Origin of the sequence: Halobacillus faecis (assembly GCF_007991335.1) — a bacterium.
GTDB classification, from domain to species: Bacteria; Bacillota; Bacilli; order Bacillales; family Halobacillaceae; genus Halobacillus; species Halobacillus faecis.
In genome coordinates this window covers 77,481-93,544 of record NZ_BJYD01000001.1, presented here as the reverse complement: position 1 = coordinate 93,544, position 16,064 = coordinate 77,481, and the positions used below count along the sequence as shown (strand labels likewise).

The 16,064-nt window shown below is 41.8% G+C and carries 14 protein-coding genes; 1 reads left to right on the top strand and 13 read right to left on the bottom strand.

Features of this window, described 5'->3' with window-relative positions; translation table 11 throughout:
• Positions 1-263: 263 nt before the first annotated feature.
• The 6 genes from pnpS to citZ form a co-directional block, all read right to left on the bottom strand.
• Positions 264-2,018: a two-component system histidine kinase PnpS gene (pnpS, locus tag HFA01_RS00430; protein ID WP_146812598.1), complete on the bottom strand. Its 1,755-nt coding sequence runs from the start codon at positions 2,016-2,018 to the stop codon at positions 264-266.
• On the bottom strand, positions 2,019-2,714 hold the full coding sequence (locus tag HFA01_RS00425; RefSeq protein ID WP_146812597.1) for a response regulator transcription factor: 696 nt from the start codon (positions 2,712-2,714) through the stop codon (positions 2,019-2,021). It lies immediately after the preceding gene.
• A 259-nt stretch (positions 2,715-2,973) separates the two neighbouring features.
• Positions 2,974-3,450, bottom strand: a complete 477-nt coding sequence (locus tag HFA01_RS00420; protein WP_146812596.1) for a MaoC/PaaZ C-terminal domain-containing protein — start codon at positions 3,448-3,450, stop codon at positions 2,974-2,976.
• Between the two features lie 75 nt (positions 3,451-3,525).
• Positions 3,526-4,464, bottom strand: coding sequence for a malate dehydrogenase (gene mdh / locus HFA01_RS00415; RefSeq protein ID WP_089650784.1), 939 nt, complete (start codon positions 4,462-4,464; stop codon positions 3,526-3,528).
• A gap of 23 nt (positions 4,465-4,487) precedes the next feature.
• On the bottom strand, positions 4,488-5,762 hold the full coding sequence (gene icd, locus HFA01_RS00410; RefSeq protein ID WP_146812595.1) for an NADP-dependent isocitrate dehydrogenase: 1,275 nt from the start codon (positions 5,760-5,762) through the stop codon (positions 4,488-4,490).
• A gap of 110 nt (positions 5,763-5,872) precedes the next feature.
• On the bottom strand, positions 5,873-6,991 hold the full coding sequence (gene citZ, locus HFA01_RS00405) for a citrate synthase (RefSeq protein ID WP_146812594.1): 1,119 nt from the start codon (positions 6,989-6,991) through the stop codon (positions 5,873-5,875).
• A 266-nt stretch (positions 6,992-7,257) separates the two neighbouring features.
• Between citZ and ytvI the strand changes: the two genes are divergently transcribed.
• A complete protein-coding gene (ytvI, locus tag HFA01_RS00400) occupies positions 7,258-8,370 on the top strand; it encodes a sporulation integral membrane protein YtvI (protein ID WP_146812593.1) in 1,113 nt (370 codons plus the stop codon).
• A gap of 292 nt (positions 8,371-8,662) precedes the next feature.
• On the opposite strand, the gene HFA01_RS00395 is transcribed toward ytvI, so the two are convergent.
• From HFA01_RS00395 to ystJ, 7 genes are all read right to left on the bottom strand, one after another.
• The gene (locus HFA01_RS00395) at positions 8,663-9,055 is read right to left on the bottom strand and encodes an FxsA family protein (protein ID WP_146812592.1); all 393 of its coding nucleotides are present in this window, start codon (positions 9,053-9,055) and stop codon (positions 8,663-8,665) included.
• A gap of 109 nt (positions 9,056-9,164) precedes the next feature.
• Complete coding sequence (gene pyk / locus HFA01_RS00390) at positions 9,165-10,928, bottom strand: pyruvate kinase (protein ID WP_146812591.1); 1,764 nt, start codon at positions 10,926-10,928, stop codon at positions 9,165-9,167.
• A gap of 28 nt (positions 10,929-10,956) precedes the next feature.
• Entirely contained in the window at positions 10,957-11,916 is a 960-nt protein-coding gene (pfkA, locus tag HFA01_RS00385; protein WP_146812590.1) for a 6-phosphofructokinase, read from the bottom strand.
• A 219-nt stretch (positions 11,917-12,135) separates the two neighbouring features.
• Positions 12,136-13,098: an acetyl-CoA carboxylase carboxyltransferase subunit alpha gene (locus HFA01_RS00380; protein WP_146812589.1), complete on the bottom strand. Its 963-nt coding sequence runs from the start codon at positions 13,096-13,098 to the stop codon at positions 12,136-12,138.
• Positions 13,095-13,955, bottom strand: a complete 861-nt coding sequence (accD, locus tag HFA01_RS00375) for an acetyl-CoA carboxylase, carboxyltransferase subunit beta (protein ID WP_146812588.1) — start codon at positions 13,953-13,955, stop codon at positions 13,095-13,097. Before accD ends, HFA01_RS00380 begins: the two co-directional genes overlap by 4 nt.
• A gap of 102 nt (positions 13,956-14,057) precedes the next feature.
• Positions 14,058-14,654 (bottom strand): FadR/GntR family transcriptional regulator, encoded by a 597-nt coding sequence (locus HFA01_RS00370; protein ID WP_146812587.1) that lies wholly within the window; start codon positions 14,652-14,654, stop codon positions 14,058-14,060.
• Between the two features lie 79 nt (positions 14,655-14,733).
• On the bottom strand, positions 14,734-15,972 hold the full coding sequence (gene ystJ, locus HFA01_RS00365; protein ID WP_089650539.1) for an NADP-dependent malic enzyme: 1,239 nt from the start codon (positions 15,970-15,972) through the stop codon (positions 14,734-14,736).
• Positions 15,973-16,064 lie beyond the last annotated feature (92 nt).

Sequence of the window (16,064 nt, the reverse complement as noted above, 5' to 3'; positions counted from 1 at the left end):
ATCTATTCCCCGTAGCCCCCATCCACTCAATAAAAGTCTCGAAACTGAGTCTTCAACAAACGTGCCATATAGTGGATTATTGGGTTAAGGGATTGAATTTTGAATGGGGAGTATGGGGGTGTATTTTTACAAGATCATAACGGAATCGAAACAAAAAAAAGGCAGAAGCGAGGGAAGCTTCTGCCAAAAAGAGAAAACACCTTGGATGAAAGGGTTTCAAAGGTATTCTATCGAAGTATTGTTAACCTTAATTTAATGAAATATTAATTTTCCGTAAAATTCTTTGGAATCTCGACATAAAAGGCTGTCCCGACATCCACTTCACTTTCGACATGGATGGTTCCATCATGAGCTTCTACGATATGCTTAACAATGGCAAGACCTAAACCTGTGCCTCCTGAATTCCTACTTCTCGCCTTATCCACACGGTAGAACCGTTCAAAAATCCTTGATATTTCTTCTTCTGGTATTCCGACACCATTATCAGTGATTTTAATCGTTACATGGTTTTTAAGTTCCTGAAATTCTAATGTAACTTCTCCTTCATCACCAGAGTAATTAATGGCATTTGTAAGCAAATTCATGAACACTTGCTTCAAACGGCTGGAATCCCCTTGGATCCATGTACTCCCTTGCACGGATGCATGGAGCTTGACATGTTTTTGCTCGGCATGCTGTTCCACAATGGGCAGTAAATCATTTAATAACCGTTGGACTTCAACCTGTTCTACATTTAAAAGGAAGTCATCTCTTTCAAGTTTGGACAACTCCAGAAGGTCTTGAATCAAGGACTGCAAACGGCCACTTTCCTTCAAGATAATCTGTAAAAACTGCTCAAGCATCTTTTCATCTTTCATAGCCCCGTCAAGCAGGGTTTCTGAAAAGCCGCGAATAGAAGTAATCGGAGTTTTCAATTCATGTGAGACGTTGGCTACAAAGTCTTTTCTCATCTGCTCCAATTGTTTCAGCTCTGATATATCATGGAAAACCAATACGACACCTCTCCACTTATGATCTTCACTGAAAATGGGAGCTCCGGTCACTTCTAGGTGCTTCCGGTCAATATTAACAGGCAGCACAAACGTTTCGCTAACCGTTTCTTCAAACATATATATCTTTTGTACAGTTTCGTGAATGGTTGTGTAAGGAATAGCATCGTGATACAAATGACCGATAAAATCTTTTTGCTCTCCTTTGAACGTTTCTAAGAAAGCACGATTCAAAAGAAGAATATAGCCTTTTTCATCGATCAGCACTAACCCATTCCCCATATTGTTTATAACCGCTTCTAATTGATTCTCCTGCATACCCTTTGTACTCGTCATCTCCTGCAAATTCCTAGCCAGAATATTGATCGACTGGCTAAGCTGTCCTGCTTCACCAAAATGCCCTTCATATGTTCTTGCTTTATAATTTCCTTTCGCAAGTTCTGTAGCGACATTAGCGGCTGATCGAATAGGGCGAATGTATTTAGAGAACACGTTAAACCCAATAACAAAAATGACCAAAAGCCCTAGAAGTAACGTAAATCCAATTAAAAGCCAAATGTTTTTTGTAATATTGGTCAAAGCCTCTACAGGTGAAAGAAGAATAAGGGTGCCATTTATACCATCTACACTATTATTCACAGGGTAATAGAAGATTTCATCCAGCATCTGCCCTTCATTCATCGGGGAAGTGCCACTTTCCACCCGTGTAATCACTTCCTGCTTCTCATCTCTACTTATAACAGGTACAGCATCCACCGTATCAATCATTCTTTGTCCGGAATCTGATATAAAAATCATGCCTGTATTCAACTGTTCACTAAAGTTATATAACTCATCCTGACTTACTTCCCGGTCTTCTGTAAATCGATCCAAATACGTGATGAAATATTGACTTTCTAGCTCTACACGCTGTTCAAATATGTTGATAAAATAGCCGCGGGTCAGTTGAGCAAGAATGATCCCCAGCCCGAGCATGACAATGACCACTAAAACCGTATAGGTCATTAGTGGCCTAGTATTGGAGGTCATTTACTTAGGTTCCTCCATCTTATAACCGAGACCGCGTATCGTTTTTATATACACTGGCTTTTTCGTCTCAGGTTCAATTTTCTCACGTAAATGGCTAACATGAACATCGACAATACGAGTGTCACCGGCAAAATCATAATTCCATACGGCACTTAAAAGTTGGTCCCTTGAAAGAACACGGCCTAAGTTTTGTGCAAGGTACAGGAGAAGTTCAAATTCTTTAGGAGTAAACGTTAAAGGCTCGTCCTTTATTGTTGCTTCGTATTGTTCGGGGTAAATAGATAGATCGGCAATCTGGATGATCTTTTGATCGTTTACAGCATTTTCTCTAACCATTCTTCTTAAGATCGCTTTGATTCTAGCTACGACCTCTCTAGGACTGAATGGTTTGGTCAGATAGTCGTCTGCGCCAAGCTCAAGACCAAGAACTTTATCAAATTCATCGTCTTTTGCTGTCAACATTAGAACAGGAGTATTCACTTGCATTTGCCTTAATTTCTTACAGACTTCCATACCATCCATCCCTGGAAGCATGACGTCAAGAACAATTAAATCAAAGTGATCTTTCGATGCTTTTTCAAGAGCATCCGTCCCGTTATAGGCCACATCTGTCTCATATCCGGCTTGATCAATATTATATTTTAATAAAGTTACAATAGACTCCTCATCATCTACGATTAGAATTTTTTGTTCCAATGCCATCACCTCTACTACAAGTTACTTTCATCATACAATGAAGTTTACAATTTGAATACGGATCTTTACCATTTTTACTTAATCTTAATATAGACACTAAGCTCTTTTTCATCCGCTTAAAGAATCTTAAACGAATAGGAAAAAGAAGCAGGTGGTGCTACGATCTCTAGAGGTATATAGAAAAGAGAAAAAGCCACTGGTCTCTTTTGAGTCCAAGCGGCTTGTGGTATGGAGTAAAAACTAAAAGACACTTCCAAATTTAATAAAAGTTTTCCAACGAGATTGAATTCATAGAATCGGGCTCATATGGGGGTTGAACGATCAGTGTACCTTTCACAACCTCGTCGCCTTCCTCATCATATCCTACTACTTGAAGTTCAACTTGATGGTCTTCTTTATGGATAGCTGTCACTTCGGCATGAAAACGAACATCTGCATAATGATAAACAGGCTTAGGGTATTCTAGGTTTTGCTGAATAATGTGACTACCTGGACCTGGTAAATGCATGGACACAATAGAAGACACCATACCAAACACCATAACTGTCGGTACTACCGGACGCTTAAAAGGAGTCTGCGAAGCATAATCATGCTGGATGTACAAAGGATTTGCATCATCGGTCAAACCTAGGTACATGAGTAGATCACGGTCTTCGACTGTAAAAGAAGTTGTGAATTTTTCGCCCGTTTTTATATCATTGATCTTCTTTCCAAGCTTTCTTTTTTTGCCTAACATATCCTCACCTCTTGTAAACGTTTTCTTCACCGTTTAAAAAAGGGATTCGAGGGTTCCCCCCGAATCCCTTCTTCTTTATTTTAATACATTCAATACATTTTTAACAGAATCCGCCGATTTATCCAACTGCTGTTTTTCTTCTTCTGTCAGTTCAAGCTCAATGACCTCTTCAATTCCATTTCCACCAAGGATCGTAGGAACTCCTAGATAGATTCCATCATATCCATATTCACCTTCTAAATAGGCAATGGAAGGAAGAATTCGACGCTGATCTTTCAAGATTGCTTCTGCCATTTGAACTAACGAAGCAGCAGGTGCATAATAGGCGCTTCCATTTCCAAGAAGACCTACGATTTCTCCTCCACCTTTACGCGTTCTTTCTACAATCGCATCTAAACGTTCTTTTGAGATTAATTTCTCTAAAGGAATGCCGCCGGCGAAAGAATAACGTGTAAGTGGGACCATATCATCACCGTGACCACCCAGGACAAAGCCTGTGACGTCTTTGATGGATACATTAAGTTCTTCAGCAACAAACGTGCGGAAGCGGGCTGTATCTAGAACGCCGGACTGCCCGATGACACGATTCTTAGGTAAACCAGCTTCCTGGAATACTGAATAAGTCATGGCATCAACAGGGTTTGTCAATACAACGATAAAACAATCTGGAGAGTTTTTGACGATCTCTTTAGTCACACTCTTCATGATCTTTGAATTTGTATTGACTAGATCATCACGACTCATACCAGGCTTACGAGCAATCCCTGCAGTGATGATGACAAGGTCTGAATCTTTCGTATCCTTATAGTCAGAAGTTCCAGTAACCTTCGCATCAAATCCCTGAACAGGACTCGCTTCCAACATGTCCAGAGCTTTTCCTTTCGTTGGATCTTCCATATCGGGAATATCAACGAGTACAACATCTCCCAGCTCTTTTTGTGCGAGCATAAGCGCTGTCGTAGCACCAGTGAAACCAGCACCGATTACGGATACTTTGTTTCTACGAATAGCCATCATGACCCACTCTCCCTTATTGATTAGTCCATATTCTTAATCAGTTCATCACCGAACTCAGAGCATTTCACTTCTGTTGCGCCTTCCATCATACGAGCGAAATCATATGTGACAACTTTACTTCCGATTGTTTTGTCCATAGATTTCGTGATTAAATCAGCCGCTTCTCTCCAACCAAGGTGCTCAAGCATAAGCACACCAGAAAGGATAACAGAAGATGGATTCACTTTATCAAGACCAGCATACTTCGGAGCTGTACCATGTGTCGCTTCAAAGATCGCGTGTCCTGTTTCGAAGTTGATGTTTGCACCTGGAGCAATTCCAATTCCACCCACTTGTGCAGCAAGTGCATCAGAAATATAATCACCATTCAGGTTCATCGTTGCAACAACATCGAACTCTTTCGGACGAGTAAGGATCTGTTGAAGGAAGATATCTGCAATCGCATCTTTCACGATGATCTTACCTTCAGCTTCTGCTGCATCCTGAGCTTTGTTTGCAGCGTCTTTGCCTTCTTTTTCTACAATGCGGTCATATTCTGCCCATGTAAATACTTTATCACCATACTCCTCTTCAGCAACTTCATAACCCCAAGCCTTAAAGGAGCCCTCTGTGAACTTCATAATGTTTCCTTTGTGTACGAGCGTGACGTTTTTACGTCCTTCGTTCAATGCATAATCAATTGCTGCACGAACTAATCGCTTCGTACCTTCTTCGGATACCGGCTTAATTCCGATTCCGGAAGTTTCAGGGAAACGAATGTTATGTACACCCATTTCATTTTGAAGGAAGTCGATCACTTTCTTCACTTCAGGTGTTCCTTTTTGCCACTCGATACCTGCATAAATATCTTCAGTGTTTTCACGGAAGATTGCCATATCTGTGTCTTCTGGACGCTTAACCGGGGAAGGTACACCTTCGAAGTAGCGTACAGGACGCAGGCATGTAAACAAGTCCAACTCTTGACGAAGAGCTACGTTCAATGAACGAATTCCGCCACCAATTGGAGTCGTCAAAGGACCTTTGATTGCAATCTTGTAATCTCTGATTGTATCCAGAGTTGCTTCTGGAAGCCACTCACCAGTTTCATCATAAGCTTTCTGACCAGCAAGTACTTCTTTCCACTCGATGGATTTCTCACTATTATATGCTTTATCAACGGCAGCTTCGATCACACGGCTAGCGGCTGCCCAAATATCAGGACCGATTCCATCACCTTCGATGTAAGGAATAACCGGACGCTCTGGTACATTTAGTGTTCCGTTTTGTTCTACTGTAATTTTTTGTGCTTGTGTCACAATAAACCCTCCTAATATTTTGTAAGAAATATGGATGGATCATCCTTTTCTATCATACGTTAAAATAAGTTGAATAAAAAGGGAGGCTTGCCGGCGTACCGGCTGCTCTCTTATCGATCCTCAATTGGTGTATAGCTTTGGCCTTTAGGTCCTACGTATTCAGCACGTGGACGAATCAGACGATTGTTGGAGTACTGCTCGAGAATATGCGCCAACCAGCCGGATACACGGGAAACGGCAAAGATTGGTGTAAAAATATCGTGATCGATTCCAAGACTATGATAAACAGAAGCTGAATAAAAGTCCACGTTCGCTGGAAGACCTTTATTCTCTTTGATATAGTCCTCAATTTTAATAGACATTTCATAGTATTTGGAGTGACCTGTAAGTCCTGTCAATTCACGGGACATTTCTTTCAAGTGTTTTGCACGTGGATCTCCTGAACGGTAGACACGGTGCCCCATACCCATGATTTTTTCTTTATTTTCAAGTTTTTTCTCAATGGCAGGAATCGCGTTCTCTACGCTTCCAATTTCGGTCAGCATCTTCATAACGCGTTCATTTGCACCACCATGCAATGGACCTTTCAAAGCTCCGATTGCCGCCGTCACTCCAGAATACACATCAGAGAGCGTAGCCACACAAACACGGGCTGTAAAAGTAGATGCATTCAGTTCATGATCGGCATGAAGGACAAGTGCTTTGTTAAAGGCTTCTACTTCTAAATCTTCCGGGTCTTTTCCGTTAAGCATATAAAGGAAATTTCCTGCAAAACTTAAATCTTTTTTAGGTGAAACCGGCTCTTCTCCTTTACGGATACGAGCAAATGCAGTTACAACCGTAGGAATTTTCGCTTGTAAACGCAGCGCTTTTCGTTTATTCGCTTCCTCTTCCATGACATCAGACTCAGAATCATAAAGTCCAAGCATAGAAACAGCCGTACGTAAAGCAGCCATAGGGTGTACTGTCGATAGATCATAAGACTTCAGATGATCGACAACCTCAGTCGGAATGTCCATATTTGAAATAAGTTCTTCTTTAAAAGCATCTAATTCTTCTTTTTTAGGTAGCTTCTGATTCCAGAGAAGATAGACAACCTCTTCAAAACTGGAATGATCGGCCAGGTCATCGATATCATATCCGACATATGTCAGTTTATCGTCGATGATAGAACTTATGGATGATTCAGTTGCTGTAATTCCTTCAAGACCTTTAGTTGATGATGACATACAATCTCTCCCTTTCAAAAAATTCCATTTTTCTTGACATTCTCGATAAGAAAACGCTTTACTATTTGCTTATTTAGCTTTATAGGAAAACTACCCCACAGACAATTATAAAGTATTCTGAAGAGAATGTGAATTGAAACCGTTTAATTTTGCAGGATTTTATCGAATATTCCTACCTGATTGTTAGGAATATATAATCATTGATAGCTCCAGATTCATTGTCCGATCAAATCTCGAACTCTTTTTACGCAGGGGAGGTGGATGATATGAATAACCAAATATTGCAAGTGTTCCTGCGCATTATTTTCGTTGTACTTATCACAATCAGCCTTCTATTTCTAATTTATTTCTCATGGATCTACTTGCAGCCATTTATTTTTGCTATAGTGTTATCGTTTTTCTTCCAGCCCTTTATTCGATTGTTAACCATACAGTTGCGAATTCCAAGGGGAGCGGCTATTTTGCTAGTCCTGTTTATTTTCGGCGGGCTTGCAGGTGGAGTCTTTGTGTTATTAGTGGCAGAAATTATTCGAGGTATTCAATATCTAGCATCTGGGGTTCCTGGTCACTTTTATCTACTAACGAACTACTTAACTCAAGGGGCAATGAATCTCTTGAGCCCTCTGGTATCAAGGGGAGAGGCATTCACCGACAAGTTGAGTGTGACTCAGCAACAAAGATTGGAAGAATACTTAGGAATGGCCCAGGAGAAATTCAGTGAGACAAGCCTTTCTTTGTTAAACAGTGCTCTTGAAGCAACAGGCCTTTTCCTTGCAGAGCTGCCATCTTCTTTTGCCTTCACCTTTATTACCCTGCTTGCTACTTTTTTCATATGTAAAGACTGGAATATAATCGTGAAGTTCTTAAGAAAAACCTTCCCCGTAGCTCTTGCTGAACGTATGTACATCTTCCGTGGTGAATTCATCCAAACCATCAAAGGACTGATCCGCGCTCAGTGCATGCTCGTTATGATTTCAACTTCAATCATTGCGACAGGTTTACTGATTATTGGTGCTCCACACCCTCTGACCATAACATTTCTTGCTGCTCTTGTCGATTTCATCCCTTATGTAGGAACAGGTATCATCTTCATCCCATGGATCATCTATCAATTCCTGACGGGAGAATTTATGATGACGATTGGTTTATCCATTCTTTATATGATTGTCATGATCACAAGACAAACTTTAGAACCAAAATTGCTGGCTGATCATTTCGGAGTCCCTCCAATCATCCTTCTCATCAGCCTTTTTCTCGGTTTTCAACTTTTTGGAGGTTTAGGAATGCTGATCAGCCCTATGGTGCTCATGACAATACAGACATTAGTTAAAACAGGAGTGACTAAAGAAATTTGGACATATATCATTGGAAAAACCTAACGATTGTTTCTATTTAGAGAGAGAACTTCAAGCGTTGGTATTCAACACTTGTTAGGCGCCGTAACCGGATACCGAAGAGGCTCAAAGAATAGAGGAATTTCGATTAAGTCCGGCACGTCCTGTGCCAACATCAAATGCCCTCACCTTGTGTTGGGCACCGCATCCCCCGCAGACCCACCCACTCGACAAAAGCCTCAAAACTGAGTCATCAAGTATAGAGAGCTTTTGTGCAATTGAAAGTGAGAATTAGAAAAAGGAAAAAACTCAGAGAAATGAATCTCTGAGTTTGCATTTATTTTCTGTATATTGTAATCGTCCCTTTTTGCATGGCTTTTTGAATCGCATTTCGGATCACGCGTTTAATAGGGAGTCTGGTTGCTGGGAACAACAGTAAAAAACCAATCGCATCTGTGATGAAGCCAGGTGTAAGCAATACCGCACCACCGACAAGTATACAGGCACCATCCAAAAGGGTATCTTGAGGCATCTGTCCATACTGTACGGACTGTTGAAAGTTCCTAATCGTTTCTAATCCCTGCTTCTTCGCCAGCCATGCACCTAACACACCCGTCATAATAATTAATAAAATGACCCATAATGGTCCAATTAAGTTTCCTGTCCATATGAGCACGCCAATCTCTAATGCGGGTACCACTAAAATAAACAGCAATAACCAACGAAACATAGCATCTTCCCTTCTTTCCATTTCCTCTATTATACCTTTTTTCAGAACACAATGAAAAGAAAAGGCAGGGAAGTTAATACTCCCCTGCCTTTTTCAATCGATCTCTTACTTATAAAACACTGGCATGACCTTCGTAAATATCTCCGCGTGAACTATCAATAGTAATATCAGAGCCATCCTTGATCAATTCAAGAGCATCATTAACCCCAACAATTACTGGAATACCAAGACTTAATCCTACAACAGCTGCGTGAGATGTAAGTCCACCTTCCATTGTAATAATACCGGCCGCTTTTTCAATGGCTGGCATCATGTCACGGTCAGTACCTTGGGTGACCAGGATGTCTCCATCCTCGATGCGGTCGATGGCCTCTTGTGCATTTTTAGTAACAATAGCACGTCCATAAGCACTCTTCTGGCCTACGCCTTGTCCTTTGACAAGGACATCTCCAATGACGTGTACTTTCATCAAGTTTGTCGTACCACTTTCACCAACAGGTACCCCACCAGTAATGACTACACGGTCACCGCGAATGGCAAGACCGGAAGCAAGACTGCGTTCAACAGCAACGTCCAGCATATCATCCGTAGAGTAAGCGCGAGGTCCCATCACAGCATAAACACCCCAAACAAGTGATAGCTTACGGTTTACTTCTTCATCAGAAGTGATCGCTACAATCGGGGCTTTTGGACGGTACTTAGAAATCATCCGTGCCGTGTGCCCGCTCTCAGTAGGTGTAACAATCGCTGCTGCATTCAAATTAATAGCGGTATGAGTAACCGATTGACTGATCGCATCTGTGATTGTCATATCGCTATGTTTTGAACGTTCCTGCAATAGAGCCATGTGATTTAAGCCTGTTTCTGTTTTGCTTGCAATGTTATGCATGGTTTGAACGGCTTCAACAGGGTAATCTCCTGCTGCAGTTTCACCTGATAGCATAATAGCATCTGTACCATCAAAGATGGCGTTCGCAACGTCTGACGCTTCTGCACGTGTTGGACGTGGGTTACGTTGCATAGAGTCAAGCATCTGAGTAGCTGTAATGACAGGCTTACCTGCTTCATTACACTTACGAATTAAACGCTTTTGAACAAGCGGTACATCTTCAGCTGGAATTTCGACACCAAGGTCACCACGAGCAACCATCAAGCCATCGCTGACTTCAAGAATATCATCGATGTTGTCGACACCTTCTTGGTTTTCGATTTTAGGAATGATTTGAATGTGACTGGCGTTATGCTTCTCAAGAAGTTCTTTAATTTCCAGGACATCTGACGCACGACGTACGAAAGATGCAGCGATAAAGTCAACGCCTTGCTGAATTCCGAACTCGATATCCTTCGCATCTTTTTCTGTAATTCCAGGCAAGTTGACACTTACGTTAGGAACATTGACACCTTTTTTGTTTTTTAATGGGCCATTGTTCAATACAGTCGTCTTAATTTCATTTTTCTCTTTGTCGATTTCTTCTACCTGAAGTTCAACAAGGCCATCATCCAACAAGATCTTAGAGCCTGGGTGAACATCGTTGATCAATCCAGGATAAGTAACAGAGAAGCGTTCAGCATCTCCTTCAATTTCATCCATAGAAACATAAGTCGTCGAGCCTTTTTCCAAGTAAGCTTCTCCATCTTTCAATATTCCCGTACGAATTTCCGGGCCTTTTGTATCAAGTAGAATAGCTACAGTCTTTCCTGTCGCTTTAGAAGCTTCACGGATGTTGTCAATTCTAGCTCCGTGCTCCTCAAAATCTCCGTGAGAGAAATTCAAACGAGCAACATTCATCCCTGCTTCAATAAGCTGGGTCAATTTTTCTACAGACTCAGAAGCAGGTCCGATTGTACTAACGATTTTTGTTTTTCTAAACATTTTATTTCCTCCTCAAGTGCCTCTTGCATTATATAGATAGTTCTTTGGAAAGACGATACATATCGAAGTCGATCTTGTGCTTCGTGTTCAGGATTTCTACAATATCATGATCTACCAATTTATTCTCCTGTATACCTACCATACGACCGGCATGTCCGTTCAACAATAAGTCCACCGCATAAGCGCCAAGACGACTTGCCAATACACGGTCAGCAGCACTTGGAGAACCACCTCGCTGCGTATGCCCAAGAACGGTTACACGTGATTCTAAACCAGCAGCTTCATCAATTTTCCGACCAAGGTCTACAGCACTGCCGACACCTTCAGCTACAATAATAATGCTGTGCTTCTTGCCACGATCATGACCGCGCTTCAAACGATCGATGATGTCTTCAAAATCATCCTCAGCTTCTGGGATGATGATGCTTTCAGCTCCGTCTGCTAGTCCAGCCCAAAGGGCAAGATCACCAGCGTCACGACCCATAACTTCGATAATAAATGTACGTTCATGGGACGTAGCTGTGTCACGTATTTTGTCAATGGCATCAATAATCGTATTCAAGGCTGTGTCAAACCCAATTGTGAAATCAGTTCCAGGGATATCATTATCGATCGTTCCTGGAACACCAATGCATGGGTATCCTTTTTCCGTGATTTTTTTAGCCCCCATAAAGGTACCATCACCACCGATGGCTATCAAGCCCTCGATGCCATGTTTTTTCATTTGTTCGATCCCTTTAAGCTGACCTTCTTCTGTCTTGAATTCCTCACAACGAGCAGAGTAAAGCTTTGTACCTCCTCGTTGAATGATGTCCCCAACAGAACCAAGCTCCATCTTTTCAATGTCACCATCAATTAAGCCCTGGTATCCGTACTTAATCCCATAAACCTCTAAACCATGATAGATCGCCTTACGAACAACTGAACGAATGGCTGCATTCATTCCTGGAGCGTCGCCCCCACTGGTAAGTACTCCGATTTTCTTCATTCTCATCACCTCAAAAGTTTTCTAATTATGTTGTCCCCAACCAAAGATGAATCGAAACCTCCGTCTATTTTTATAAGGATAGCCTATCCTCTAGTCTATACAATTAATAAAACTTCAACATTCCATTCATCAATGATAGCGTTACCATCCTGTTAAGATGCGAAAAGTCGCACCAAAGTGCGACCTTTCTTTACGGACTTATTATTTTCAACCATCCTATTATAAATCAAGATAGGTGTAATCGCCAATATTTTTATATTTTAAGAAACGTTTTTCTAATAGTTCGTCAACTTCAAGAGCGCTCAACGTTTCTAAAGAGTTGGAAAGGATTTTCTCAATTTCCTGGGCCTGGGCCTGGATATCCCTGTGTGCTCCTCCTCTTACCTCTGGAATGACACCATCGATCACATTTAATTTTTTCAAATCATAAGATGTGATTTTCATGGATTCTGCTGCTTCTTGGGCAAGGCCTGCATCCTTCCATAAAATAGAGGAAGCCCCTTCAGGAGATATTACGGAATAAGTGGAATTTTCAAGCATGAAAATGCGATCTCCGATGCCAAGACCGAGGGCACCCCCACTACCACCTTCACCGATCACTATACAAATGACCGGAACTGTGAGTCCTGCCATTTCCATCAAGTTTCTCGCAATCGCTTCACTTTGACCTCTTTCTTCTGCTGCTTTTCCTGGGTAAGCTCCTTTTGTATCAATAAATGTAATGATCGGTCTTTTGAATTTATCCGCCTGTTTCATTAAACGGAGAGCTTTTCTGTACCCTTCAGGATGCGGCATACCAAAGTTACGACGAATGTTTTCTTTTGTATCTTTTCCTCTCTGGTGACCGATTACGGTTACGGGCTGACCTTTGAACTTAGCAATTCCAGAGACAATCGCGGCATCGTCCCCAAAATTACGATCCCCATGAAGCTCAAGGAAATCTGTGAATAGATATTCAATATAATCAAGCGTTGTCGGTCTTTCAGGGTGGCGTGCCATTTGTACACGATCCCATGGAGCCATCCTGTCATACACATCTGTTTCAAGTCTTTCCAATCGTTTCTCTAGTGTGACGATTTCGTCGCTTAGATCCATTTCACTATTCTCAGTCAGCCGCTTCAAATCAGAGATCTTCTCTCTTAATGCAATGACAGGTTTCTCGAATTCAAGTACGTGCTTCACGATTGGTCACCTCCCACATTATGAAGATCAAGAACCGTCGTTAATGTCTTTTTCAAGTCATGTCTGTGAATGACTTTGTCTAATTGACCATGCTCTAGAAGAAATTCAGCAGTCTGGAAGTCTTCTGGCAGTTTTTCGCGAATCGTTTGTTCAATGATTCTCCGACCCGCAAATCCAATCAAAGCACCTGGCTCTGCAAAATTATAATCTCCAAGTGAGGCAAAGCTCGCTGAAACTCCACCAGTTGTCGGGTGAGTCATGACTGAAATGAAAAGACCACCATCAGCATGGAGGCGCTGGAGAGCAACAGATGTTTTCCCCATCTGCATAAGGCTGAGAACACCCTCCTGCATCCTTGCTCCACCGGATGCTGTAAAAATGATAAATGGAATATTTTCCTTTCTAGCATTCTCGATGGCATTCGTGATCTTTTCACCTACGACCGAACCCATACTCCCCATTCGAAAACGGGCATCCATTACAGCCACTGCTGTTTCCATGCCATTCAATTTTGCCTTTCCGGTAACCACTGCTTCATTCAGGTCAGACTTCTGACGGTCTTTTTCCAGTTTTTCTTCATATTCCGGGAAATGCAATGGGTTATTTGAGATCATGTGCTTGTCCCATTCTACAAAGGATTCCTCATCAAATAAATGTTGGATGCGTTCATAAGCACTAAGACGATGATGATGATCACAATGAGGGCAAACATTCATATTTCGATTTAATTCTTTTCTATAAAAGATTTTTTGGCAGTTTGGGCATTTCTGCATCAAACCTTCAGGTACATCCTGCTTTGCTTCTTGGCTGGGAATGGATGCGTATCTTTTTTTCTTGCTGAAAAAGTCTCTTAGCAAGGTGATTCCTCCTTTGGGACAAAGCTTCCTTTCTTATCAATATACATAAATTCCATTTCGTAATATGACTCATTCTGTCGAAGTAGATTCGACACGATACGATTATTGAAATAGACGTATAATTTTCAATGTATCTTCTTCCTCCATGACGTTCACCAATTCTTCATACCATTCATCCGAATAGTTTACATCATGGACAGTATGGGTAAATCCTGAGATGAATTGCCACATCGAAAGAAGGAGAGGTTGATCACAGAGGCTGAATAAATATTCAAATACCTTTTGGTGTCTCTGTGTGTATGAATGGCCGGAAATGATTGCTTTTAACTCAATCCAATTCCGGCTGTCCAAATTCCCGTTCAACAAGAACAGAACTTCTTTTTCTATCATTTGTTTAGCGGTCATCAACTCACTCTTGGTCCTCGATTCATTAAGTAAAAAATTGGAAAGCAGTTCAACCATATGGTAAGGGCGATAGGCTCTCATATAGGTGCCCTCACCCCTTCTGGTTTCAATCAACCCAAGAAGCTCCATCGCTCGAAAGGCCTCACGAATTGATGATCTGCCTACATTCAACTGTTCACTCAATTCTCGTTCTGAAGGGAGCTTATCTCCAGGCTTTAACCGATGCTCTTCAATGTATGATTTCAATTGTTGAAGAACACCTTCATAAACTTTTCCTCGCTGCTCCTGGGTCACGTTCCCGGACACCTCTTTTCATCTCTAACCACAATCAATTTATGTAGAAGGAGAAACCGAAAGGCTCCCCCTTCTCATATCAATCTTCGTCAATTAAAGTCAGTTGTCTAGTTTTTTCTGCCACTTCTTCAGGGTCTACGTGATGACGGGCGACCCCGGACTCCATCGCCGCTTTCGCTACACTTGCAGCAACTGCTGGTGCCACCCGTGGATCGAATGGTGCAGGGATTACGTAATCCTCACTCAACTCATCCTCACTTACTAAGGAGGCAATGGCTTCGGCCGCAGCAATCTTCATCTTTTCATTGATTCGAGTTGCTCTTACATCCAATGCACCACGGAAAATCCCCGGGAATGCAAGCACATTATTTACCTGATTAGGAAAGTCAGAACGGCCTGTCCCGATGACACGCGCTCCGGCTTCTTTTGCATCTTCCGGCATAATTTCAGGTTCAGGATTCGCCATGGCAAAGATGATCGAATCATCGTTCATTTTAGATACGGTCTCTTTTGATAGCAGCCCTCCGACGGATACCCCAATGAACACATCCGCACCTTCCATGACTTCTTCAAGATTCCCTTCTGTACGGTCTTTATTCGTAATTTTAGCAATTTCATCTTTTACATCGTTCATTCCATAATCGCGGCCTTCGAAAATAGCTCCTTTGGAGTCACACATGATGATGTCACGAACACCGAAATGATAGAGCAATTTAATAATAGCAATTCCTGCAGCTCCGGCGCCATTAGCCACCACTTTGATTTCTGAGAAGGTTTTTCCAGTTATTTTTAATGCATTCATTAATCCTGCTACTGTAACGATTGCCGTCCCATGTTGGTCGTCATGGAAGATTGGAATATTCGTTTCTTTCTTTAGTCGATCTTCGATGATGAAGCAGTTGGGTGCAGCGATATCTTCCAAGTTCACACCGCCAAAAGTAGGTTCCATCAATTTCACTGTCTGAACGATCTGGTCAATATCACGCGTGTTCAAACAAATGGGGAATGCATCTACTCCTGCAAAGCTCTTGAATAAAGCAGCTTTCCCTTCCATGACTGGCAGGGCAGCCTCAGGACCAATATTTCCAAGACCAAGAACAGCTGATCCATCACTAACAACGGCTACCATATTGCCTTTCATTGTATAATCGTACACCGTATCTTTATGGTCATAAATCTCTTTACAAGGCTCTGCCACTCCAGGGGAGTAGGCAAGACTCAAGTCTCTGGCATTTCTGACAGGAACTTTCGAATGGGTTTCAAGTTTCCCTTTATTGACACGGTGTATATGCAAAGCTTCATCTCTTAAATTCGACACGACGACACTCTCCTTTTAAACTTATAGTGAACCGACCTTGGTGGTCTGACCACCATTAACCTCTTAATTATAACAGATGAATATAGCGTGTA